Source organism: Caulobacter sp. GW821-FHT10E02 (assembly GCF_059415225.1).
The window spans coordinates 291,550-314,958 of record NZ_JBWKMV010000001.1; the positions used below are offsets into that span (position 1 = coordinate 291,550).

Annotated in this window: 13 protein-coding genes; 8 read left to right on the top strand and 5 right to left on the bottom strand. The window is 67.8% G+C overall.

What is annotated here, in order from left to right; all coding sequences use genetic code 11:
- Window positions 1-10: 10 nt before the first annotated feature.
- Window positions 11-1,189 carry an L-rhamnonate dehydratase gene (gene rhmD / locus AC07NI_RS01370; RefSeq protein WP_494615168.1) on the bottom strand — a complete coding sequence of 393 codons (1,179 nt, stop codon included), beginning with the start codon at window positions 1,187-1,189 and terminating at the stop codon, window positions 11-13.
- A 160-nt stretch (window positions 1,190-1,349) separates the two neighbouring features.
- On the opposite strand from rhmD, the gene AC07NI_RS01375 reads away from it, so the two are divergent.
- Genes AC07NI_RS01375 through AC07NI_RS01390 form a run of 4 tightly spaced genes read left to right on the top strand, consistent with a single transcriptional unit; the run spans window position 1,350 to window position 6,389 of the window.
- Window positions 1,350-2,162, top strand: coding sequence for an IclR family transcriptional regulator (locus AC07NI_RS01375; protein WP_494615170.1), 813 nt, complete (start codon window positions 1,350-1,352; stop codon window positions 2,160-2,162).
- 32 nt (window positions 2,163-2,194) lie between these two features.
- Window positions 2,195-2,956: an L-rhamnose 1-dehydrogenase Lra1 gene (lra1, locus tag AC07NI_RS01380; RefSeq protein WP_494615173.1), complete on the top strand. Its 762-nt coding sequence runs from the start codon at window positions 2,195-2,197 to the stop codon at window positions 2,954-2,956.
- Between the two features lies 1 nt (window position 2,957).
- Window positions 2,958-4,091 (top strand): FMN-dependent L-lactate dehydrogenase LldD, encoded by a 1,134-nt coding sequence (lldD, locus tag AC07NI_RS01385; RefSeq protein ID WP_494615175.1) that lies wholly within the window; start codon window positions 2,958-2,960, stop codon window positions 4,089-4,091.
- Window positions 4,092-4,121: 30 nt separating this feature from the next.
- Window positions 4,122-6,389 (top strand): hypothetical protein, encoded by a 2,268-nt coding sequence (locus AC07NI_RS01390; protein WP_494615177.1) that lies wholly within the window; start codon window positions 4,122-4,124, stop codon window positions 6,387-6,389.
- Window positions 6,390-6,535: 146 nt separating this feature from the next.
- Here AC07NI_RS01390 and AC07NI_RS01395 read toward each other — a convergent pair whose 3' ends face one another.
- Window positions 6,536-7,981: a pectate lyase gene (locus AC07NI_RS01395; RefSeq protein ID WP_494615180.1), complete on the bottom strand. Its 1,446-nt coding sequence runs from the start codon at window positions 7,979-7,981 to the stop codon at window positions 6,536-6,538.
- 173 nt (window positions 7,982-8,154) lie between these two features.
- On the opposite strand from AC07NI_RS01395, the gene AC07NI_RS01400 reads away from it, so the two are divergent.
- Window positions 8,155-10,869, top strand: coding sequence for a TonB-dependent receptor (locus tag AC07NI_RS01400; protein ID WP_494615184.1), 2,715 nt, complete (start codon window positions 8,155-8,157; stop codon window positions 10,867-10,869).
- Window positions 10,870-10,954: 85 nt separating this feature from the next.
- A complete protein-coding gene (locus AC07NI_RS01405; protein WP_494615189.1) occupies window positions 10,955-12,289 on the top strand; it encodes an oligogalacturonate lyase family protein in 1,335 nt (444 codons plus the stop codon).
- A 40-nt stretch (window positions 12,290-12,329) separates the two neighbouring features.
- Here the strand turns inward: AC07NI_RS01405 and AC07NI_RS01410 are convergent, their stop codons facing one another.
- From AC07NI_RS01410 to AC07NI_RS01420, 3 genes are read right to left on the bottom strand one after another with little or no spacing between them, the layout of a single operon-like run.
- Window positions 12,330-13,685 (bottom strand): glycoside hydrolase family 28 protein, encoded by a 1,356-nt coding sequence (locus tag AC07NI_RS01410; protein WP_494615193.1) that lies wholly within the window; start codon window positions 13,683-13,685, stop codon window positions 12,330-12,332.
- 8 nt (window positions 13,686-13,693) lie between these two features.
- Entirely contained in the window at window positions 13,694-16,780 is a 3,087-nt protein-coding gene (locus AC07NI_RS01415) for an alpha-L-rhamnosidase (RefSeq protein ID WP_494615197.1), read from the bottom strand.
- A gap of 3 nt (window positions 16,781-16,783) precedes the next feature.
- Window positions 16,784-19,033: a glycoside hydrolase family 88 protein gene (locus AC07NI_RS01420; RefSeq protein ID WP_494615203.1), complete on the bottom strand. Its 2,250-nt coding sequence runs from the start codon at window positions 19,031-19,033 to the stop codon at window positions 16,784-16,786.
- 251 nt (window positions 19,034-19,284) lie between these two features.
- Here AC07NI_RS01420 and AC07NI_RS01425 point away from each other — a divergent pair, with 251 nt between their 5' ends.
- Both AC07NI_RS01425 and AC07NI_RS01430 read left to right on the top strand, forming a co-directional pair.
- The gene (locus tag AC07NI_RS01425; RefSeq protein WP_494615208.1) at window positions 19,285-22,239 is read left to right on the top strand and encodes a TonB-dependent receptor; all 2,955 of its coding nucleotides are present in this window, start codon (window positions 19,285-19,287) and stop codon (window positions 22,237-22,239) included.
- Between the two features lie 57 nt (window positions 22,240-22,296).
- Entirely contained in the window at window positions 22,297-23,400 is a 1,104-nt protein-coding gene (locus AC07NI_RS01430; protein WP_494615210.1) for a pectinesterase family protein, read from the top strand.
- Window positions 23,401-23,409: the final 9 nt, after the last annotated feature.

Here is a 23,409-nt window from a genome sequence, read left to right on the forward strand (position 1 = left end):
TTTCAAAGGATCAGCGGGCGTAAGGACGGTGCAAGCCGACCTCGCGATTGAGTTCGACGCCGAAACCCGGCGCGTCGGAGAGCTTGAGCTTGCCGTTCACCGGCACGGGCTCGCCGATCAGCTGCGGGTGGAACATCGGCACCACCTCGTCGGCCTTCGGGGCCATCATCAGGAACTCGGCGAACGGGCTGTTATGGCGCGTGATGACGAAGTGGTAGCTGTACACGGACGAGCCGTGCGGGATCATCATCACGCCCTTGCTGTCGGCCAGGTTGGCGATCTTGATCAGCTCGGTGACGCCGCCGCACCAGCCCACGTCCGGCTGGATGATGTCGCAGCACTCCATCTCCAGCAGCATGCGGAAGCCCCAGCGGGTGGCTTCGTGCTCGCCGGTGGTGACCAGCATGCCGGTCGGGGCGTTCTTCTTCAGGTCGCGATAGCCCCAGTAGTCGTCGGGGCTCAGCGCCTCCTCGATCCACTTCAGGCCGTACTCGTGGGCCTTGTGGGCCAGCTTGGTGGCGTAGTTGAGGTCCAGCGACATCCAGCAGTCGAACATCAGCCAGAAGTCCTCGCCACAGCGCTCGCGCATGGTGGCCAGTTCCTCGATGTTCTTGCGCAGGCCTTCCTCGCCCTCGGCCGGGCCGTGGTGCAGGGGCATCTTGCCGCCGATGAAGCCCATCTGCTTGGCGAGATCCGGGCGCGCGCCCGTGGCGTAGAAGGTCAGCTCGTCGCGGACCTTGCCGCCCAGCAGGGCGTAGACCGGCTCCTGGCGGAGCTTGCCCAGGAGGTCGTAGAGCGCCAGGTCGACGCCCGAGATGGCGTTCACGACCAGGCCCTTGCGGCCGTAGTACTGGGTGGAGAAGTACATCTGGTCCCAGATCTTCTCGACCTCGGTCGGGTCGCGACCTTCCAGGAAGCGGGCCAGGTGCTTCTCGACGATGTAGGCGGCCGGTTCGCCGCCGGTGGTCACCGCGAAGCCGATCGTGCCGTCGGCGGCCTCGATCTCGACGACCAGCGTGCCCAGCACGTTGATGCCGAACGACTGGCGGCTCTGGCGATATTCCGGGTAGCGCGACATCGGCGTGGCGATGTGGTCGTCGATCCAGTGGCCGTCACCCTGGTCGTGATAGTCGGCCCCGCCGCCCCGGACGACATAGGCCCGCACCGCGCGGATCTTCGGAAAACTCATCGGCGTCGACTCCCCAGGGCACGTTCTGCACGGCGCGAATGCACGCTAGTCCCATATTTCGGGAACGCTCTGGCTATTCGCGGCCGTGATCTGCAAACTCACGTCCAAAATGAAAGCCCGAGGTGATGGACTTTCATAATATGAGAGGTATGTCTAAAGAATGGAACAAGAAGCGTCAATCAAGCGCGGCGCCGCCGGTGACGGCGATGGGGACGGAAAACCGTCGGGCAGCCAGACCCTTCTGCGCGGCCTGGACGTGATCGAAGCCGTCGCCAACGGCCCGATCGCCCTGACGGAACTGGCCGAGACGCTGGGCCTGACCCGCAGCACCACCCACCGCCTGGCGGCGGCCCTGGTCGATCGCCGGATGCTGACCTTCCGTCCCCGCGAAGGGTACGGCCTGGGGCCGAAGCTGCTGGAGCTGGGCTACGCCGCCCGCGAGCAGATGCATCTGCCGCAGGTGGCGCGTCCGCACCTGGAACAACTGTCCATCGCCACCAGCGACACCGTCCACCTGGGCGTGCTGGAAGGCGATCTGGCGCTCTATCTCGACAAGGTGCCGGGGCGCCGGCGGGTCGAGATCGGCTCGCGCATCGGCGAGCGCCAGCCGCTGTCGTCGACGGGCCTGGGCAAGGCGCTGATCCTCGACCTGGGCGAAGAGCGCTGGAAGCAGCTGTTCACCGCCGAGACGGGTCCCAAGGCCATCGGCCTGCCGGTCTGGCTGGAGCGCATGCGCGGCTACGCCGCCGTCGGCCGCGCCTTCGACCTGGAAGAGAACGAAGACCAGATCCGCTGCGTCGCCGCGCCCATCCGGGGTGTCGATGGCCAGACGGTGGGCGCCATCAGCCTCTCCAGCGCCGCCCAGTACATGGACGACGCCCGCATGGAGGCGCTGTCGGACGACGTCCGCAACACCGCCGACGCCATCAGCCGCGAGTTGGGCTGGAGCGAGCGGTCTCTGCGCAAGAAATAGTGAGTAACGGGCTCGTCCCGGGAAGGAAGCCAATGCTGTTGAAGGATAAGGTCGTGCTGGTCACCGGCGCCTCTGGGGGCATCGGCAAGGCCGCGGCCATCGGCTGCGCCCAGCACGGCGCGGACGTCGCGATCAACTACCACTCGGACGAGGCGGGCGCGGCGGACGCGGTCGCCCAGATCGAGGCGCTGGGTCGTCGCGCGATCGCCGTGAAGGGCGACGTCGCCGAGGCGGCTTCCGCTCCGGCCTTCGTCCAGGCGGCGGTCGAGGCGTTCGGCAAGGTCGACGTGTTCGTCAACAACGCCGGCATCTGCCCCTTCCACACCTTCCTCGACATGCCGGCCGAGGTCATGGAGCGCACCATGCGGGTCAACCTGCACGGCGCCTACTACATGGTCCAGGCGGCGGCCAACCAGATGGTCAAGCAGGGCCACGGCGGCGCGATCATCGCCGTCAGCTCGATCAGCGCCCTGGTCGGCGGTGGAATGCAGACGCACTACACGCCCACCAAGGCCGGCGTGAACTCGCTGATGCAGTCGACCGCCATCGCGCTCGGCCCACACGGCATCCGCTGCAACGCGGTGCTGCCGGGCACGATCGAGACGGCGATCAACAAGGAAGACCTCGCCGATCAGGCCAAGCGCGACTACATGGCCGGCCGCATCCCGCTGGGTCGCCTGGGCGAGCCCGATGACCTGGCTGGCCCCATCGTGTTCCTGGCCTCGGACCTGGCCAAGTACGTCACCGGCGCGGCGCTGCTGGTCGACGGCGGCGCCTTCGTGAACCTGCAATAGGATGACCATCGTCTCCTCGACCACGGACTTCCGGGAGGCGGCGCGCCGTCGTCTTCCGAGGTTCCTGTTCGACTATATCGACGGCGGCGCCTATGCCGAGCGGACCCTGGCCCGCAACGTCTCCGACCTCGCCGACCTGTCCCTGCGCCAGCGGGTGCTGAAGGACGTCTCGCGCGTCTCGACCAAGGCCACCCTGTTCGGCGTCGAGCAGGCCATGCCGGTGGCCCTGGCCCCGGTCGGCCTGACCGGCATGTACGCCCGTCGCGGCGAGTGCCAGGCCGCCCGCGCGGCGGCCAAGAAGGGCGTGCCGTTCTGCCTGTCCACCGTCGGCGTCTGCGACGTCGACGAGGTGGCCAAGGCGTCCAGCGCGCCGATCTGGTTCCAGCTCTACGTGCTGCGCGACCGGGGCTTCATGCGCGACCTGCTGGCCCGTGCGGCCAATGCCGGCGCGACGACCCTGGTGTTCACCGTCGACATGCCCGTGCCCGGCGCCCGCTACCGCGACGCCCACTCCGGCATGAGCGGTCCCAACGCCGCCACGCGCCGGATCATCCAGGCGATGTTCAAGCCCGACTGGGCCTGGGACGTCGGGGTCATGGGCCGTCCGCACACCCTGGGCAATGTCGCCCCGGTGCTGGGCGACAATTCCGGGCTCGAGGACTTCATGGGCTGGCTGGGGGCGAACTTCGACCCGTCCATCCAGTGGAAGGACCTGGAGTGGATCCGCGAGGTCTGGAAGGGCCCGCTGGTCATCAAGGGCGTGCTGGATCCCGAGGACGCCAAGGCCGCCGCCGACATCGGCGCGGACGGCATCGTGGTCTCCAACCACGGGGGGCGCCAGCTGGACGGCGTGCTGTCCTCGGCGAGAGCGTTGCCGGCCATCGCCGACGCGGTCTCCGACCGACTGACCATCCTGGCCGACAGCGGCGTGCGTTCGGGCCTGGACGTGGTGCGGATGCTGGCCCTGGGCGCGCATGGCGTGCTGCTGGGCCGGGCCTGGGTCTACGCCCTGGCCGCCCGAGGCGAGGCCGGGGTGACCCAGCTGCTGGACCTCTTCGAGAAGGAAATGCGCGTGGCCATGGCCCTGACCGGGGTCAACAGCGTGGCCGAGATCGACCGTTCGATCCTGGCCTGACGCCACGCCGACAAAGTTTGGGAGTAGACGATGAAGCGCGTTCTGATGGCCGGCCTCGCGGTCACCTGCCTGGCCACCTCTGCGTTTGGCCAGCCGATCGACCGCCACGTCCTGGTCAGCCGGCACGACGTCAAGCTGACGGCGGTCGATCCGTCGTCGCCGCTGATGGTCGGCAACGGCCAGATCGGCTTCACCGCCGACATCACCGGCCTGCAGACCTTCCCCGAGGCCTACAGCAAGATCGCGCCGCTGCTGACCGAGGCGCAGTGGGCCTGGCACGCCTTCCCGAACCCCAACCACTACACCTATGCGGACGGGACCACGCCGATCGACGTGCGCGGGACCAAGCAGCCCTACGCCTATATGGACTGGAACGACGGCGTGACTCGGCCGGCCCTGATCTGGCTGCGCGAGAACCCGCACCGCTTCTCGCTGGGCCGCGTGGCCCTGGACCTGCGCGACAAGGCCGGCAAGCCGGCCAAGTTCGAGGACCTGAAGCAGACCGAACAGACCCTGGACCTGTGGAGCGGCGTGCTGACCAGCCGCTTCACCTATGACGGCGAGGCCGTGACGGTCCGCACGCGGGTCCACCCGACGCTGGACATGATCGTGGTCGACGTCGACTCCGCCCTGGTCGAGCAGGGCCGGCTGAAGCTGTCGGTGAAGTTCCCGGGCGTTTCGTCAAACCTGAACCCCGACCCGTCCGACTGGACGCACCCGGAGCTGCACACCACCAAGGTAACCGGGGAGGCGGCGACCCGCCTCGACGTCTCGCGCCAGCTGGACGAGACCCGCTACGTCGCCGCCCTGCAGGCCGATCGCGCGGTCGACTTCACCGCCGCCGGCCCTCACGCCTTCATCGTCGCGCCCAAGGCCAAGGGCCGGACCCTGGGCCTGGAGGTCGCCTTCTCGCGCGCGCCGCTGCCCAAGCAACTGCCCAGCGTCACGGTGGCCGACCAGGCCACGCGCGCGCACTGGAAGAGCTACTGGACGCAAGGCGCGGCCGTCGACTTCGCGGGCAGCACCGACCCGCGCGCCGCCGAGCTGGAGCGCCGCGTGGTGCTGTCGCAGTACCTGATGGCCCTGAACGGCGCCGGCGAGGTCCCGCCGCAGGAGGAGGGGCTGTTCTCCAACAGCTGGAACGGCAAGTTCCACCTCGAGATGCACGCCTGGCACTCTGGCCAGTTCGCCCTGTGGAACAAGCCCGAGTACCTGGAGCGCAGCCTGCCCTGGTATATGGGCCACCTGAAGGACGCCAAGGCCCGCGCCGCCAGCCACGGGCTGAAGGGCGCCTGGTGGCCCAAGATGGCCGGCCCCGACGGCGTCGACAGTCCCTCGAAGGTTTCGCCCTTCATCATGTGGCAGCAGCCGCATCCGATCTGGATGTCCGAGCTGATCTGGCGCGACAAGCCGACCAAGGCGACCCTGGCCAAGTACGGCCAGCTGGTCTCCGAGACCGCCGACCTGCTGGCCAGCTTCCCGCACAGGGACGACAAGGGCCGCTTCATCCTGGGCCCGCCGATCATCCCGGTGCAGGAGAACTACGACCCGCTGACCACCTTCAACCCGGCCTTCGAGCTGGAATACTACCGCTGGGGCCTGGAGACCGCGCAGCAGTGGCGGCTTCGCGCGGGCCTGGCCCGCAAGCCCGAATGGGACGCGGTGATCAAGGGCCTGGCCCCCATGGCGACCAAGGACGGCCTCTACCTGCCGGCCGAGTCGGTGCCGGACTTCTGGACCACCGCCCAGAGCAAGGACTGCTCCAAGCACGCCATCGATCCCAAGTGCATGAACCGCGACCACCCCTCGTTCCTGATGGCCTATGGCCTGATCCCGGGGAAGGCCGATCCGGAGACCATGCGGCGCACGCTGCGGGCCGTGGAAAGCGACTGGGACCTGCGCCAGACCTGGGGCTGGGACTATCCGATGATCGCCATGACCGCCGCCCGCCTGGGCGAGCCGGACAAGGCCGTCGACTGGCTGTTCTACGAGGCCAAGAACAACAAGTTCGGGACCTCGGGCATGACCCCGCGCGTGCACCTGGACGAGCACGCCCAGGCCTTCGTGCCGAAGACCGTGGTGTCGGGCGGCCAGATCGTGCCGGACAACGAACCGGTCGGCCCCGACGGTCCGGGCTATCGCCGCGCGGCCGAGACCTACTTCCCCTCGAACGGCTCGCTGCTGGCGGCCGTGGCGATGATGGCGGGGGGCTGGGACGGCTCCAAGGGGCCGACGCCGGGCTTCCCGAAGGACGGCAAGTGGTCGGTGAAGGCCGAGGGCTTCAAACCGATCCCGTAAACCCTTCAACCGATCTCCCTGGCGAAAGCCGGGGCCCAGATCGTATGGCTGTGAGGCGCATGCAAAAAACGCCCGCGATCCTGTCCGGACCGCGGGCGCTCTTGCATCTGGGTCCCGGCGTTCGCCGGGAAGATCGGAGTAGGGGACTAGCGAACGAGGCTATTCACGTACTCTTCGATGTTCGTGTAGCCGTCGCCGTCACGGTCCTTGGCGGCGTCCGACGCATCCTTCGGATTCAGCTTGTGGGCCGTCTCCCAGGCGTCGGGCATGCCGTCGCCGTCGGTGTCCTTCGGCGCGGCGGTTGAGGCGCCTTCGAACCAGCCGCCCACTTCCTTCTGGCTGTTGATGATCTTGCCGGTGCGATCGATCACGCTCTTGACCACGCGCGCATCGATCGGGTCGCGCTTCACCGAGGCGCCGGCCTTGGCCAGCACGGCCTTGTAGGCTTCGGGCGCACTCTGGGTGACGACGTCGCCGAACGGGAAGGGGGTGTCGACCACGTGCTCGCCGGGGGCGTTGGACGAGGCCAGCACCAGGCTCTTCTGATCGGCGACCAGCTTGTCGTCCATGTAGTTGCCGGCGAAGTGGGTCAGGCCGCTCTTGTTGCGGATGTAGAGGGCCAGCGGGCCGCCGGTGTTGGCGCCCTGGATGTAGTAGTTGGCGACGAAGTTTGAGTGGGTGGTCGAGTTGGTGTTCAGGTCCTCGCCCGCCGCGAACTTCGAGGCGTTGTCGGGACGGCCGTAGAACGGGTCCATCGAGTAGCCGCGGCTGACCCCCGGCTCCCAGTTGTAGAAGTCCGTCGTGGCGCCCTGGCCCCAGTTGTAGAAGACGTTGTTACGGAAATCCAAGGTGATGCCCACGGCGTCGTCCTTCACGCCGGCATAGTTGCCGATGCGGGGCATGCGCGCCTCGTGGTGGGCCCACAGGTTGTGGTGGAAGCTGTACTTGGCTCCGAACGAGCCCTGGATCAGGCTGCCGTAGCCGTGCTCGCCCTTCTCGTGGATCGAGTGGTTCAGGCTCTCGGCGATCAGCGACCACTGGATCGTGACGTTGGTCAGGTGCTTGACCTCGGGCGTGACCTTCTGGGTCACCGACAGGCTCTCGTCGATCGACCAGCCCGACGAGATGTGGTCGAGGATGATGTCCGAGCCGCCGCCCAGCGAGATCGAGTCGTTCTCCTTGCCGGCCACGTCGCCGACGCGGACGTGCAGGTAGCGGACGACCACGTGGTTGGCGTGGATCAGGAACTGGGCGTCGCGCAGGGTGATCCCGTAGCCCGGCGCCGTCTGGCCGGCGATGGTGATGCGGTCGTTGGCGATCTTCAGGTCGCTCTTCAGCGCGATCACGCCGCCGACGTCGAACACCACGATGCGCGGACCGTCGGCCTCGACGGCGGCGCGCAGCGAGCCCGGACCCGAGTCATTGAGGTTGGTGACCTTGATCACCCGACCGCCGCGACCACCCTCGGCGAAGCGACCGAAGCCTTCCGCGCCGGGAAACGCCAGTGGCTTGCCGCTCGTTTCGGCGGCGATGGCCGAATTGGTAACTCCAGCAAGAATGCCAGCAAAAACAAACGCCTTTTGCCAGTTCATGGTCGTTTCCTCGTTTCACCTAGTTAGCCGGTATGCCCGGAAAAACATCAGATTGGTAATACCAGAGTTGCAGGTTTTCGCGATCTGTTGCAAGGTGTGAACAACGGTTCCACATTTTGAGATTTCGTGGAACTTCAACGACACCGGTGTCAAACCGGTTGAGGGGAGAAACCATGACCTCGACCACATTTCGTAAACGCCTGATGGCCACCAGCGGCGCGCTCGCCGTTTCGCTGCTCGCCGCCGTCGCCGCGCACGCCCAAGAGGCCGTCGCCACCGCGCCGCAGCAGAGCGCGCCCGCCGCCGAAGACGACTCGCAAGTCGAGCAGATCGTCGTCACCGGCTACCGCTCGAGCCTGAGCAAGGCCCTGGGCGTGAAGCGCACCAACATCGGCGCGGTCGACGCGATCCTGGCCGAAGACATCGCCGCGTTCCCGGACCAGAACCTGGCCGAAGCCATCCAGCGCCTGCCGGGCGTGACCATCGACCGCGTCGGCGGCGAAGGTCACCAGATCACCGTCCGCGGCCTGAACGCCGACTTCACCCGCGTCCGCATCAACGGCGTGGAAGCCATCGCCACGGGCGGCGGCAACCGCAGCCGCGGCTTCGACTTCAACGTCTTCGCCTCGGAGCTGTTCAACAGCATCACCGTGCGTAAGACCCAGTCGGCCGACATCTCGGAAGGCTCGCTGGGCGCCACGGTCGACCTGCAGAGCGGCCGTCCGTTCGACTACAAGGGCTTCAAGGCCGCCGCCTCGGCGGAAGGCAGCCTGAACAGCATCACCAACCGCGTCCTGCCGCGCGTCGCCGGCCTGGTCAGCTGGTCCAACCCGGACCAGACCTTCGGCGTCCTGGCCTCGGTGGCCTATTCGAAGCGCCAGCCGGTGGCCGAGGGCTTCAACACCACCCGTTGGCAGGGCGGCGACACGACCGACAACTTCGCCAGCTGCAGCAAGTGCACGTCGCCGGAAGAGCTGGCCAAGGTCCAGAACGCCTTCTATCCGCGCATCCCGCGCTACACCGCCTCGAAGATCGACTCCGAGCGCTTGGGCCTGACCTTCTCGACCCAGTGGCGCCCGAACTCGAAGTCGGAACTGACGCTGGACGTCCTCTATTCGGACCTGAACCAGTTCACCGAGAGCCCGAACCTGGAAGCCATCTCGTTCAGCCGCTCGAACGCGGCCGGCGTGAACGCGACGATCGTCCGCGACTACGCGCTGAACGACCGCAACACCTTCACCTACGGCGTGTTCGACAAGGTCGACGTCCGTTCGGAGAACGGCACCCAGCGCGACCACACGACCTTCAGCCAGGTGACCCTGGCCGGCAAGTACGAGTTCACCGACCGCCTGCGCGGCCAGGCCCGTATCGGCGTGGCCAACTCGGACTACCGCATGCCGGAACAGATCTCGTTCCAGCTCGATCGCAACGACGTCAACGGCTACACCTATGACGGCCGCCAGAACGACCGTACGCCGATCATCACCTACGGCTTCGACGTCACCAACCCGGCGCTCTACACGCTGACGGAAATGCGTTCGGCGGTTCAGACCTCGCTGAACATCAACCGCACCGCCAGCGGGAGCGTGGAGTTCGATGTCGACGAGCACCTGAAGCTGCGCGGCGGCATCGACGCCCAGCAGTACGTAGTCAAGTACCGCGGCGCGAACCGCAACCAGGTCCTGAGCGCGGCCAACCAGATCGTCGGCGTCGGCGCCTTCTCCAAGGTGGTCAAGTTCGGTCGTGACTTCCCGTTCCCGGGCGGCGACCAGTCCTACGTGGTGGCTGACATCGACAAGGCGCTGGCCGCTACCAAGCTGCTGAACTTCCCGCTGGTCACCCAGCTGGGCGACACCCGCGACGTGTCGGAAGATGATCTGTCGGGCTTCGGCCAGGCGGTGGTGGACGCCACCGTCCTCGGCGGCATGCCGCTGCGTTCGGACTTCGGCTTCCGCGTGGCCCACACCAAGGTCACCTCGCAGGGCTTCATCAGCACCAACAACTACCTGACGGCCAAGAATGACTACACCGACGTCCTGCCGTCGATGAACATCACGCTGGAGCCGCGCGACAACTTCATCCTGCGCGGCGGCGTCGCCAAGGTCATGGCCCGTCCGACCCTGGCCAGCCTGACGCCCGGTGGCTCGGTCAGCGCCACGACCCGCACGGTCACCTTCGGCAATCCGAGCCTGGAGCCGTTCCGCGCTACCAACTTCGACCTGGCGGCCGAGTGGTACTTCGCGCCGGAGTCGCTGCTGTCGGTGGCGGTCTTCTACAAGAAGATCGACAGCTTCATCGCCAGCAAGACCAGCCGCGCCGTCTACAACACGCTGGGCCTGCCCGAGAGCATCATCACCAGCGCCGGCGCCGTGGGCACCGACCTCTTCGACGTCACCAACCCGTACAACGGCGCTGGCGGCTGGCTGAAGGGCGTCGAGTTCCAGTACCAGCAGCCGTTCAACTTCCTGCCGGACGCGCTGCGTGGCTTCGGCTTCATCGGCAACTTCACCTATGTCGACTCCGAGGTGAACTACGGCACCGACGCCGCGCCGAACTACAACACGCTGACCGGCCAGTCGAAGACCACCGCCAACGCCACGCTCTACTTCGAGCGCGGCAAGTTCACGGCCCGCACCTCGCTGGCCAAGCGCTCGAAGTTCCTGACGGGCTATCCGGGCTCGAACGGCAACAACATGGCCGGCACCCACGGCAGCACGTATTACGACTTCTCGTCGAGCTACAAGCTGCGCGACAACTTCGTCATCACCCTGGAAGGCATCAACCTGGGCGACGCGTTCACCGACGCCTATGTCGACACCACCAACCGCGTCAGCGACTACCGTCACACCGGCCGCGAGATCCTGCTCGGCGTCCGCTGGACCTACTAGTCACTCCTTCTTTCTAGGCCTCCTCCTAAGGGCCTGGGGCGGTCCTTTCCCCGCCCCAGGCCCATCTTTTTTTGGAGCACTCGACGTGATCGATCGTAGAAGCATCCTGGGCCTGGCGGCCGCCGCTCTGGCTACCCCAGCTCTCGCGGACCAAGTCACCGACGCCGCACCGGCGCCGATGGCCAATCCGCCCAAGGACTGGATCGACCCGAAGACCGGCCACCGCATCGTGCGGCTGTCGGAGGAGGGGGGCAGCAAGAACCTCTATTTCCACCAGAACGGCTACACGCCGGAAGGCGACAAGTTGGCGATCACCACGCCGGCCGGCATCGCCCTGGTGGACCTGAAGACCTTCAAGCTGACGCCGCTGGCCAAGAGCAAGGACGCCGACCTGCTGTTCTTCGCCCGCAAGTCGCGGCGGCTGTACTACGCGATCACTGTCCCCGGCGAAGGTCAGCCGGTCGACCGCGCCAAGACGATCTACGCGCTCGATATCGATAGCGGTAAGGCCAAGGTCGTGGGCAAGCTGGCCCAGGGCCAGATCGTCTCGGTCAACGCCGACGAGACTCAGTTGCTGGGCATCGTCACCTATGGCGGCAAACCGCTGCAGCCCAACACCGTCGACGACCGCAAGCGCTTCGGCCAGGCCGAGTACGCGGCCAACGGCCCGGACGGCAAGCCGCTGTCCTTCGCCAAGGCCAAGGGCGTGCGGATGACCGAGCGCTTCGAGACGCCGACGCCGATGGAGATCTTCACGCTCGACCTGAAGACCGGCGAGCGCAAGGTCGTCCACGCCTCGGACAAGTGGCTGGGCCACGCCCAGTTCTCGCCGACCGACCCGACCCTGGTGATGTTCTGCCACGAGGGCCCCTGGCACCGCGTGGACCGCATCTGGACCATCCGCACCGACGGCTCGGCCCTGACCAAGGTTCACACCCGGACCATCAATTTCGAGATCGCCGGCCACGAGTTCTTCTCGGCCGACGGCAAGTGGATCTGGTACGACCTGCAGACCCCGCGCGGCCAGGTGTTCTGGATCGGCGGCTACGAGGTCGCCACCGGCAAGCGCCTGTGGCGCCGGGTCGAGCAGAACGAGTGGTCGGTGCACTACAACGTCTCGGCCGACGGGACGCTGTTCGCCGGCGACGGCGGCGACGCCGACATGGTCGCCCACGCGCCGGACGGGAAGTGGCTATACGTCTTCAAGCCCGAGACCCCGCGCGACGCGGCGACGGCCTACTACACCGACGACCTGATCACGCCCGAGAAGATGGCGTCCGAGCGCCTGGTCGACATGTCGGCCCACGACTATCGCCTGGAGCCGAACCTGACCTTCACGCCCGACCAGAAGTGGATTGTCTTCACTTCGAACATGCACGGGGCGAACCACGTGTACGCGGTCGAGGTCGCCAAGCACTAAGAGAAAGGCCCCGGCGCTCCAGCGCCGGGGCCTTTTGCTTTTAAAGTCCGACCACGCCCGAGCTCTCGACGACCTCGGGCTTCTTGCCGTCCAGGGTGTCGATGCGGCAGCGGGTGAAGCGCCAGTCCTTGGCGTCGGCGATCTTGCCGGGAGCCTGGACGTCCAAGTCCAGGTCCTCGAACGTGAAGCGCTCCAGCGGGGCCTCGGCGAAGGCGGCGACCTCGAAGGCGGTCTTGGCCCCGACCGACTGGACCTTGCTGACCCGCACGTCGCTCAGGCGGCACAGGCCCTGCTCGCGCGGCACGGTCTGGGTCATGACCTTCCAGTAGGGCGGGACGTCGGTCATGCCCGCCGGGATCTCGGCGTAGCTGTAGGATGGGTTCCAGTTCAGGTTCACGCGGAACACCGTCGGCACGTCCTGCAGATGCATGTCGCTGATGTCGATGTTCGAGATCATCCCGCCGCGCGTGTGGGCCGACTTGAACAGGATGCCGACGGGCGTGGGGTGGTGGACCTTCAGGCCCGAGACCTTGATGTCGTGGAAGCCGCCCGAGGTCTCGCTGCCGAAGGTGATCCCGGCAGACGCGTCGCGGATCGTGCAATCCTTGATGATGATGTCGCGGGTCGGCCGCGCCACGCGCAGGCCATCGGCGTCGCGGCCGGCCTTGATGCACAGGGCGTCGTCATTGCAGGCCACGTCCACGCGCTCGACCAGCACGTCGTGCGAGCTGTCGATATCGACCCCGTCGGTCGAGGGGCCGCGGCCGCCTTCGTTGTTGCGGATCTCCAGGTCGGCGATGTGAATGTCGTGCGAGTAGCAGACATGCACCGTCCAGAAGCCCGCACGGCGCAGGCGCGGACCAGCCAGCTCGATCTGCTCGCTGTCGAAGACCTGGATCAGGCGCGGTCGCTTGCAATCGTAGTCGGCGGCCCAGCGCAGGCCCTTGGGGTCGTACTTCCGGCGCAGGGCCCAGTAGCTGTCCCAGAACACCTTGCCGTCGCCGTCGATGGTCCCGTCGCCAACGATGCGGACGTTCTTCTGCTTGTAGACATTGATCAGCGCCGCCGGCCAGGTCAGCTCGATGCCGGCCACGCGGGTGGGGATTTCCGGATAGTCGGCCAGGTTCTGCGAGCCCAGCAGGGTCACGCCCTTGTCCAGGCGCAGGGTGACGCCGGACTTCAGGAAGATCGAGCCGGTGCGATAGACCCCGGGCTTCAGCGCGACGGTCCCGCCGGTCTTGGCGGCTTCGTCGATGGCGGCCTGGATGGCCCTGGTGTTCAGCGTCTTGCCGTCGCCGACCGCGCCGGCGAAGAAGATCGCCTTGCCGGCGGCCATGGCCAGGGTGGGCGTGGAGGCGGCCACGAGGCCGAGCTGGAGAAGCGTGCGTCGCTGCATGGAATGCCTCAGGCGCTGACGGTGAAGGTGTGCGAACCGGAGCCGACCTCGAGCGCCGGGCGTCCCGGCAGTTCGATCCGGGCCGTGGTGTTCGGCGGGAGGGTGATGTCGTACCGGACGCCCTTCGGCGTCCGCTTCCAGGCGCTTGAGATGCGGCCGACCACCGACTCGTAGTCGCCGCTGGCGCCAGGCAGGCGTGCGTCGACCAGCGGCCGGATGGCGATCTTTCGGAAGCCGGGCTCCAGCGCGTCGATGCCGATGATCCGTCGCCAGATGAAGCCGCAGACCGCGCCAAACGCGTAGTGGTTCAGTGAGCCCTGGACGACGCCGTCCTTCAGCCCGTCCCAGCGCTCGAACACCGTCGTCGCCCCCTGGCCGACCTGGTAGCCCCACGAGGGCAGGTCGGTCTGCAGCAGCAGGCCATAGGCGAGGTCGGCGTGGCCGTGGTCGGCCAGGGCGTCCAGGATATAGGGCGTGCCGATGAAGCCGGTCGACAGCTTGGTCCCCCGCCGGCGGATGTCGGCGGCCAAGCGGTCGGCCGAGGCTTGGCGCAGGGCGGGCGGCACGAGGCCGAAGCGCAGGGCCAGGATGTGGCTGGTCTGGCTGTCGTTGCCGACGCCGCCGTCCGGGCGGACGAACTCGCGGGCGAAGGCTTCGGCGATCTTGCCGCGCAGGGCGGTGAGCCGTGCGGCGTCCGCGTCGCGGCCGGTCGCCTTGGCCATCTGGGCCAGCAGGTCCGTCGAGTGGGCCCAGTAGGCGGTCGAGACCAGTTCCTTGGGCGTGGTGATGTCCGAGCGGCTCTTGGCGTCGACCGACAGCCAGTCGCCGTAGTCCATGCCGCGCGCGTTGCGCCAGACGTGGTCGGGATTGAGGTCCAGGAGCCGTCGGTTCCAGCGGTCCATGGCGTCCCAGTTCTCGCCGATGATCGTGCGGTCGCCGTACCTCTGCCAGACCGTCCAGGGCAGGATCACCGCCGCGTCGGCCCAGCCGGGCGTGTTCTGGCCGAGCGCCCAGAACGGCGCCGTATCGGGCATCTCGCCGGTCGGCGCCTGGCCGGCCCGAACGTCGCCCATGAACCGCCGGGTGAAGGCGTCGACGTCCATGTTGAAGGCCGCCGCGTCCCAGAAGATCTGCGCGTCGCCGGTCCAGCCCATCCGCTCGTCGCGCTGCGGGCAGTCGGTGGGGATGCCCACGAAGTTGCCGCGCTGGCTCCACAGGGTGTTGCGGACGATGGCCTGGACCATCGGGTTGTCCAGTCGCGCCGCGCCGGTCAGGGCCGCATCGCTATGCAGGACGACGCCTTCGATATCGGTCAGCGGACCAGTGACCGCGACATAGCGGAAGCCGTGGAAGGTGAAGCGCGGCTCCCAGGTCTCGCCGGCCGTATCGCCCTTGAGGACGTAGGTGCTCGTTTGCAGCGCCCGGCGGTTCGACGTGGTGTTCAGCGTCCCGTCGGGCTTCAGCGCTTCGGCGTGGCGCAGGACGACCGTGTCGCCGGCCGCGCCCTTCACGCGGATGCGGCACCAGCCGGAGAAGTTCTGGCCGAAGTCGATGATGCGCACGCTGGGTTTGGGCGTGGTGGTCGCGGTCGGCTTCAGGGTCTGGATGGCGCGGATGCCTGGGCCCGGCTGCGCAGCGACATGCACCGGCGGCTTCTCGCCCGGGCGGGCTGGCGTCCAGGTATGGTCATCGAAGCCGGGGGCGTCCCAGCCGATCTCGTCCAGACGGGCGTCATAGGTTTCGCCGTCATAGATCTCGGCCTTCAGCACGGCCGAGGGGGCGAGTTTCCAACCGTCGCCGTCGGTGGCGACGCGGGTGATCGAGCCGTCGGGGTGAGTGACCTCCAGCAGGCCCGAGAACCGGCGCGGCGGCGGGCCGAAGGCGTAGCGCAGGTCCAGGAAGCCGAACGGGCTGCCGAACCAGCCGTCGGCGACCAGCGCGCCCAGCACGTTGTCGCCGGTCTTCACCAGGTCGGTGACGTCGTAGGCCTGGCTGAGGGCGCGGCTGCGGAAGTCGGTCGACTCCGGCGTCAGCAGGCGATCGCCGACCTTCTGGCCATTGAGCCGGGCTTCGTAGCCGCCCAGCGCTGTGGCGTAGAGGCGCGCTGAGGCGACGGGCTTCTCCAGCCGGAACGCCTTGCGCAGGCGCACGGCCGGGCCGGTGACCCAGGGGTGGCAGGGCGGGGTGATCCGGGCCGGAACGGCAGTCGACCAGGTCGCGTCGTCGAAGCCGGCTTCGCGCCAGCCATCGGGGGCGTCCAGCGCAGTACGCCAGCCGTCCTTGGCGTGGAGGCGCACGACCGAGCCGTCGGCCTTGGTGATGGCCAGCCGCACGGCCAGGGCGCCGCCCTGCACAGGGCGGGGTTCGTCCAGGCGCAGGCCGGCCTCGATCGCCAGCACGTTCGGGCCGGGCGAGACGGGCAGGGCGAAGCTCGGCCCCTGGCCCCAGGCGGTGCGGTCGCCGGGCTTGATCAGGCTCGCGCCGTCCAGCCACAGGCCGTTCAGGCTGTCCTTGGCGCAGACGCTGACCACCGCCGACACCGCGTCGGTCGGCATGTCGAAGCGCCAACGGAAGCGACGGGGTTTGGCGTCGTCGGTCGCGCCCCAGACCCAGTGCATGCCTTCCAGGCGCTCTTCGCGCATGGCCGGGGTCTCGGCCTCCAGCCAGCCAGCGGACCAGGGTTCCAGCAGGCCGATCTCGAAGGCGGCGGGCGCGGAAGCGCGGATGGCCTTGCCCACGCCATCCCACGCCTCGACCCGCCACCAGCAGCGCTGGCGCGAGGCCAGGGCCGGGCCCGCATAGGCGATGTCGAAGGTGGCGTCCGAAGCGACCTTGCCGCTGTCCCACAGCAGCGGGCCGTCCTGGCGGCCAGACATCACGCGGATGCGATAGGCGCTCTGCTTCACGTCCTTGGCGCCCGGCGCCGCGATCGTCCACGAGAAGCGCGGCGTCGGGTTGTCCAGGCCCAGCGGGCTGTCGATCTGGTCGACGCGCGGCGCGGCGATGCGGACCGGCGCGCGGGCGGCGGCCTTGGCCGTGCCGGTGGTCAGGCTCGCGCCCGCGCCGGCCACGGTCAGGAACTGACGGCGATCCATGGCCTAGTGCGCCGGGTTGAAGTCGGGCTTCTGCGCGAAGACGTAGGTCTCCCAGTCCGCGCGGCTGTGGAAGTCCAGGCCTTTGTCCCAGCCCGCGCCCATATAGTAGACGAACGGCTTGCCCGGCTCGACCTTGACCAGCACCAGCCAGTCCGTGTCGGTCTCGGTCACGCCGACGATCTGCGCGGGGTTGACCAGCAGCGCCACGCCCATCGTGCCCTTGTCGGCGTCGGTGACATCCCAGAACGAGAACACGCCCTTGGCCTTGTCGACGCGCAGCTCGCCGGCCTGCTTGGCGGTCGGCTTCTTGGTGATGCCCAGAGCCACGGTGATCGGGCCCTTGGCGTTGGAGCCGAAGGTCGAGACCATGCGCGTGAAGTTCGTGCCCATCGGCAGGGTGAAGGTCCGGCTCTCCCAGACCTCGCGCTTTTCAGCGACCTTCCAGGGGGCGTAGCTGACCTTGAATGAGGCCGCGTCGGGGCCGTCCTTCAGGATCTTGTAGTCCTTCCAGTTGCGCGACACCCACAGCTTGCCGCCGTCCCAGACGCCCAGGCCGCCCGCGCCGCGGAAGGTCCCGACGTTGTAGTAGTCGATGCCTTCGCCGTGATAGGCGTGCTGGTCGCCGGTGCGCAGCTGGCGGGTCATGAACGGGTAGCGGACGCTCTTGCCCCAGGCGTCGATCCCCGAGGTCGAGGGCGGTTCGTACTGCTCCAGAGCCGGGCCGTAGATGCGGTGGGCCGTGCGGTCGTTCTCCCACAGGATGTCGTCATAGCGCTCGGGCGCGTAGCGGACGGTGGCGCGGGGCTTGTCCTGGCCGGCCGGCGGCGGGGCCATGCGGTAGATCATCTTCGGCGGCGTCGGCTGGCCCGGCGCGGCCGGCGGGACCTGGGCGGGCGCCAGGCCCGGACCCTCGATGGTCGGGTCGTAGGCGAGGGCGGCCACGGCCTTCATCTCGGTGGCGTGGCGGGCTTCCTCTTCCGGACCGCGCACGGTGCGCGGCACGGGCGGGACAGGCGTCGAGGCGGCCACGAAGTCGGCGGCGTCGCGCGACGGCTCGGCCAGGGGCACAGCGATGACCGGCTTGCCGAGGTTCATCACCTCCAGTCCGGCCAGCAGGAACGCGCCCGTGCCGTAGGGGCCGATGTCGTCGGCCGCCGTCGGCACCGGCTGGTCGCCGGTCTTCTGCACCGCGCCGATCATGCCGCTGGGCAGCACCTGCTTGGCGAGGCCGTTCCAGCCCTTCACCACCACCGGCTGGTAGGTCGCGCGGTCGAGGATCCCGTGGTTGATCCCCCAGGCCAGGGCGTAGACGAAGAACGACGAGCCCGAGGTCTCGGCCTCCGGGAACTTCTCCGGCTGCATCAGGCTGGACGCCCACAGGCCGTCGGCGCGCTGCAGGCTGGCGACCTTCTTGGCCATGGCCTGGAAGACGGCGATGTAGCGCGGGCGCTGGAGGTAGTCGGCCGGCATCGATTCCAGCACGCGCGCCGTGCCCGCCATCACCCAGCCGTTGCCGCGCGACCAGAACAGCTTGCGGCCTTGTTCGTCACGGCGCTCGATGAAGCGCTCGTCGCGGAAATAGAGGCTGTCGTCCGGGCTGTAGAGGCGCGAGAAGGTGCGCCACCACTGGGTGTCCATCGCCTTCAGGTACTTGGGATCGCCGGTCTGGGCGCTCATCCGCGCCAGCACGGGCGGGGCCATGAACAGGGCGTCGCTCCACCACCAGACCAGGTGCTCGGGGATCGGCTGGCGGGCCAGGTGCGGCAGGGCCCAGTCCAGGCGCTGGCGCAGGGGCATGATCACGCCCTCCTGGCCGCGGCGGGCGTAGAGCTCCTCATAAAGGTCGCCGATCGCCATCTCGTCGGCGTTCAGCATGGCCTTGCCGTTCTTGGCGCCGCGCAGGGCGTAGTTGTAGTGCTCGGCCGCGTCGGTCAGGAACTTCAGCGTCTCGGCGTCGCCGGTGGCGCGGGCCAGGCGCGCGGCGCCGACATAGTAGGTCGCCGAAACCCAGTTCGAGGACATTTCGCGCACCGCGCCGCCGGTGGTGACGGGGATCGGTTCGGCCCGCATGGCCTCGATCTGAGCCTTGTTGGCGCGGTTCAGCACCGCCAGCACGTCGGCCGGGGCGGGAAGCTGGGCGATGGCGGCGGCGGGCTTGGCGGGCGCCGCCAGGACCGGCGTGGAGAGCCCAGCCAGGGCGCTGGCGCAGAGCAGGGCGGCCACGAAGGCCTTGGAACGCTGGGTTACGGGCACTGGCGATTCCTCGACGCGCCGACGCGCGCGGCAATCGGCGATGTTCATTATTTGGAATAGAATGTCAGATTTTGAAAACTTGTCCACCGGTGGCGCCCCCGTGGCGCCGCTGCGCCACTGAGACGACATACCACACCTGGATCAGCCCATTTTCCGCTTGGCGGGCTTGCAAAATTTGGAAACCGATCGCAGCATGTGAAGATAATGATACCGGTGTCATAAAGAACACCAACCTGGGAGGGTACAAAATTATGGCTTCATCCAACAGTTTTCCCCTGCGCGGACGCCTGCTGACAGGCGCCGCCGGTCTCGTGTTCGCCCTGGCGGCAGGCGCGGCTCAAGCCCAGCAGGCCGCTCCGGCCCCGGCGGGCGATGACACCGTCGAGGCGGTGGTCGTCACGGGCTTCCGCAACAGCCTGGCGCAAGCCCTGAACGTGAAGCGCCAGTCGGCGGCGGCGGTCGACGCCATCTACGCCGAGGACATGGCCAAGTTCCCGGACCTGAACCTCTCGGAATCCATCCAGCGCATCCCGGGCGTGGCCCTGGCCCGCGACGCCGGGGAAGGCCGTCAGATCTCGGTGCGTGGCCTCGGGCCGCAGTTCACCCGCGTGCGCATCAACGGCATGGAAGCCCTGACCACCTCGGGCGGCACCGACGCCTCGGGCGGCACCAACCGCAGCCGCGGCTTCGACTTCAACGTCTTCGCCTCGGACCTCTTCAACCGCATCACGGTGCAGAAGACCGCCTCGGCCCAGACCGAGGAAGGCTCGCTGGGCGCGACGGTCGACCTGAACACCGCCCACCCGTTCGACAAGCGCGGCTTCAACTTCGCCGCCTCGGGCAAGATGGGCTACAACGACCAGGCCGGCAAAACCTCGCCGCGGGTCGCCGCGCTGATCTCCAACACCTGGCGTGACGACACGATCGGCGCGCTGTTCTCGGTCGCCTATTCCGAGCGCGACCTGCTGGACGAAGGCACCAGCACCGTGCGCTGGCAGAGCGGCACGGCCACGGCTCCGGGCTTCCGCAGCGTGAACGGCGCGACCTGCGCCACCAACGCGGCGGCCTGCGCCGAAGCCAATGGCGCGGTCCACCCCCGCATCCCGCGCTTCGACTGGTACCATGACCAGCAGAAGCGCCTGGGCATGACCGGCTCGCTGCAATGGCAGCCGGACGACAAGACCCTGTTCTCGCTGGATGCGCTGTACGCCGACTTCAAGGGCAAGCGGAACGAGGACTTCCTCGAGACCTTCACCCCGCAGACGGCCGGCGCCTGTACGGCGACCTCGCCGGCGACCTGCGGCATCAACGAAGTCGACGTGGTCAACTACACGGTGACCTCGCCGCGCTCCGGCCTGCCGGTCATGACCAAGGGCGTCTGGAACAATGTCGACCTGAAGACCGAGCAGCGCTACGACGAGCTGGAAACCGAATTCCGGCAGTTCACCCTGACGGGCGAGCACACCTTCGGCGACAAGCTGAAGGTCTCGGGCGTCGTGGGCTTCTCGAAGTCGACCTTCTCCAACCCGGTCCAGAACACGGTCCAGTGGGACCAGTACAACGTCCAGGGCTACAGCTTCGACTATAGCGGCGGCGACACCTATCCGACCATCAAGTACGGCACGGGCAACACCACCAACGCCGACGCCTGGACCCTGGCCGAGATCCGCATGGTCCAGGGCTATGTCGACAACAGCTACAAGACCGGCCAGTTCGAGGCGGCCTATGACTTCAGCGATGCGTTCAAGCTGAAGGGCGGCGTGGCCTACAAGGCCTATGGCGTCGAGAGCGCGGCCTTCTCGCGGACCAACGGCACGACCACGAACATCAATCCGATCTCGTCGGCCGAGCTGAAGGGCATCCCGCGCTCGAGCTACGCCGAGACCATCGACTTCGGTGACCTGAAGCTGCCGACCGGCAACGTCACCTCGTGGATCACGCCGGACGTGCAGCAGGCCTACGCCATTCTGCACATGAACGATCCCAGCTACGGCAAGGCGGTCACCACGACGCCCGGCACCGTCTGGGTCAGCCCGTTCGGCTCGAGCTGCTTCACCAGCGGCTGCGGCATCTACAACCTGGGCCGCGAGGCCAGCCTGGGCAGCAACTACACGATCGATGAGTGGGACACGACCGGCTACGTCCAAGGCGACTTCAACCTGAACATCGGCGGCGTGCCGGTGCGCGGCGATGTCGGCGCCCGCTACGTCCAGACCCGCCAGAAGGCGCTGGGCTATGGCGTCGTGCCGTCCACGGTGAACGGGGTGAACTACCAGACGATCTCGGCCACCACGGCGACCCGGTCCTATAACGACTTCCTGCCGGCCGCGAACGTGGTCGTCGAGCCGACCGACAACCTCCTGCTGCGCTTCAGCGCCGCCAAGGTCATGGCGCGTCCGAACCTGGGCTCGCTGACCCCGGGCGTGAACATCGGCACCGGCTCGACCAAGTCGGTGACCTCGGGCAACCCGTTCCTGGATCCGTATCGCGCCAAGACCGCCGACGCCGCGGTCGAGTGGTACTTCCAGCCGGGCGGTCTGCTGTCCTTCGCCTACTTCTACAAGGACATCTCGACCTTCGTTCAGACCTTCACCTCGCCGCTGTCGACCTTCGACAAGAACCCCTTCGGCCTGCCCGACAGCGCGGCGGTCGCGGCTTGCGGCACCACCCCGGGCTGCTCGCCGGGCCTGCCGGTCTGGCAGTTCAGCACCTCGGTCAACACGCCCGGCGGTCCGCTGAAGGGCTTCGAGATCAACTACCAGCAGCCCTTCACCTTCCTGCCGGCGCCGTTCGACAAGTTCGGTGTCCTGGCCAACTACACCCACGTGACGTCGAACGTGACGTACCTGTCCTCGACTGGCGCGGTGGCGGCCATCGGCCCGCTGACCAACCTCTCGAAGGACAGCTACAACGCCACGCTCTACTTCGAGAACAAGAAGATCAGCAGCCGCGTCTCGGCGGCCTATCGCTCGAAGTACCTGACGCAGATCCCGGGCCGTAACGGTTCGGACGTGGAAGGCACCAAGGCGACGCTGAACGTCGATGCGTCGCTGACCTACACCTGGAACAAGCACCTGGCCTTCACGCTGGAGGCGGTGAACCTGACCAACGAGGTGCAGGACCAGTACTACGACAGCAGCCAGCTGGTGTCGTTCTACCACGAGACGGGCCGCGAGTTCTTCGCCGGCTTCCGCTACACCTTCTAAGCCTCATGCGCGGCGCGGCCTTCGGGTCGCGCCGTTTCGCTTCGCGAGGGTTCTCACATGATGAAGTCTCTTGATCGCCGGTCGCTGCTGCTGACCGGCGCGGCGGCGCTCGCCGCCAATACCGCTCTTGCCGCGCCCAAGCGCGCCGCCTTCGACGCGGTCGTCTCGACCGATGGCAAGGCACGTGGGGCCAAGACCTACGCCACCCTGACCGAGGCCCTGGACGCCGCGCCGGCCTCGGGCGAGCGGCCCTTCCGTATCCTCGTCACCGCCGGGACCTGGCGCGAGAAGGTGACGGTGACCAAGCCGAACGTCTGGCTGATCGGCGAGGGCCGCAAGGCCACCACCATCGTCTATGACGAGTATGCCGGCAGCCGCCGTCCGGGCGGTCCCAGTGAGATCGCCACCATGGTCGTCACCGCGCCGGGCTTCCGGGCCGAGCGGATGACCATCGCCAACGACTTCGACTACCCCCACCACATGCCGCCCGAGGTCGACTACGACCGCACCGGCGCCAGCGGGGCACAAGCCACGGCGCTGAAGCTGGGCAAGGGTTCGGACAAGGCCTATTTCGAGGACGTGGCCCTGACCGGCTGGCAGGACACCTTGTTCACCGACGCCGGGCGCAGCGTGTTCCGTAACTGCTACGTCTCGGGCTGCGTCGACTTCATCTACGGCATGGGGATCGCGGTGTTCGACCACTGCGAGATCCGCTCGCGCACCCGGCCAGGCAAGGACTTCCACGGCTTCATCGCCGCGCCCGACACAGATCGGAAACAGCCCTACGGCCTGATCTTCCTCGACTGCCGCCTGACGCGCGACGCAGACATGCCCAAGCACACCATGGCGCTGGGCCGGCCCTGGCGGCACACCATGAGCTTCCCGGACGGCCGCTACGGCAATCCCGACGCCGTGGGTCACACCGCCTTCGTGCGCTGCTGGATGGACGACCACATCGTCCCGGAAGCCTGGTATCCGATGCATTACAATCTGAAGGGCGGCGGCCGGGCCATGTACCAGCCCGAGGATGCGCGCCTGTTCGAATACGCCAGCAAGGGCCCTGGCGCGGGCAAGCCTTCCAAGCGCCGCCGCCAGCTTTCGGCCGCGGAGGCGCGGAATTATACGATCCCGAAGCTGATGTCGGGCTGGAATCCGGTTTGAGGAGTAGAG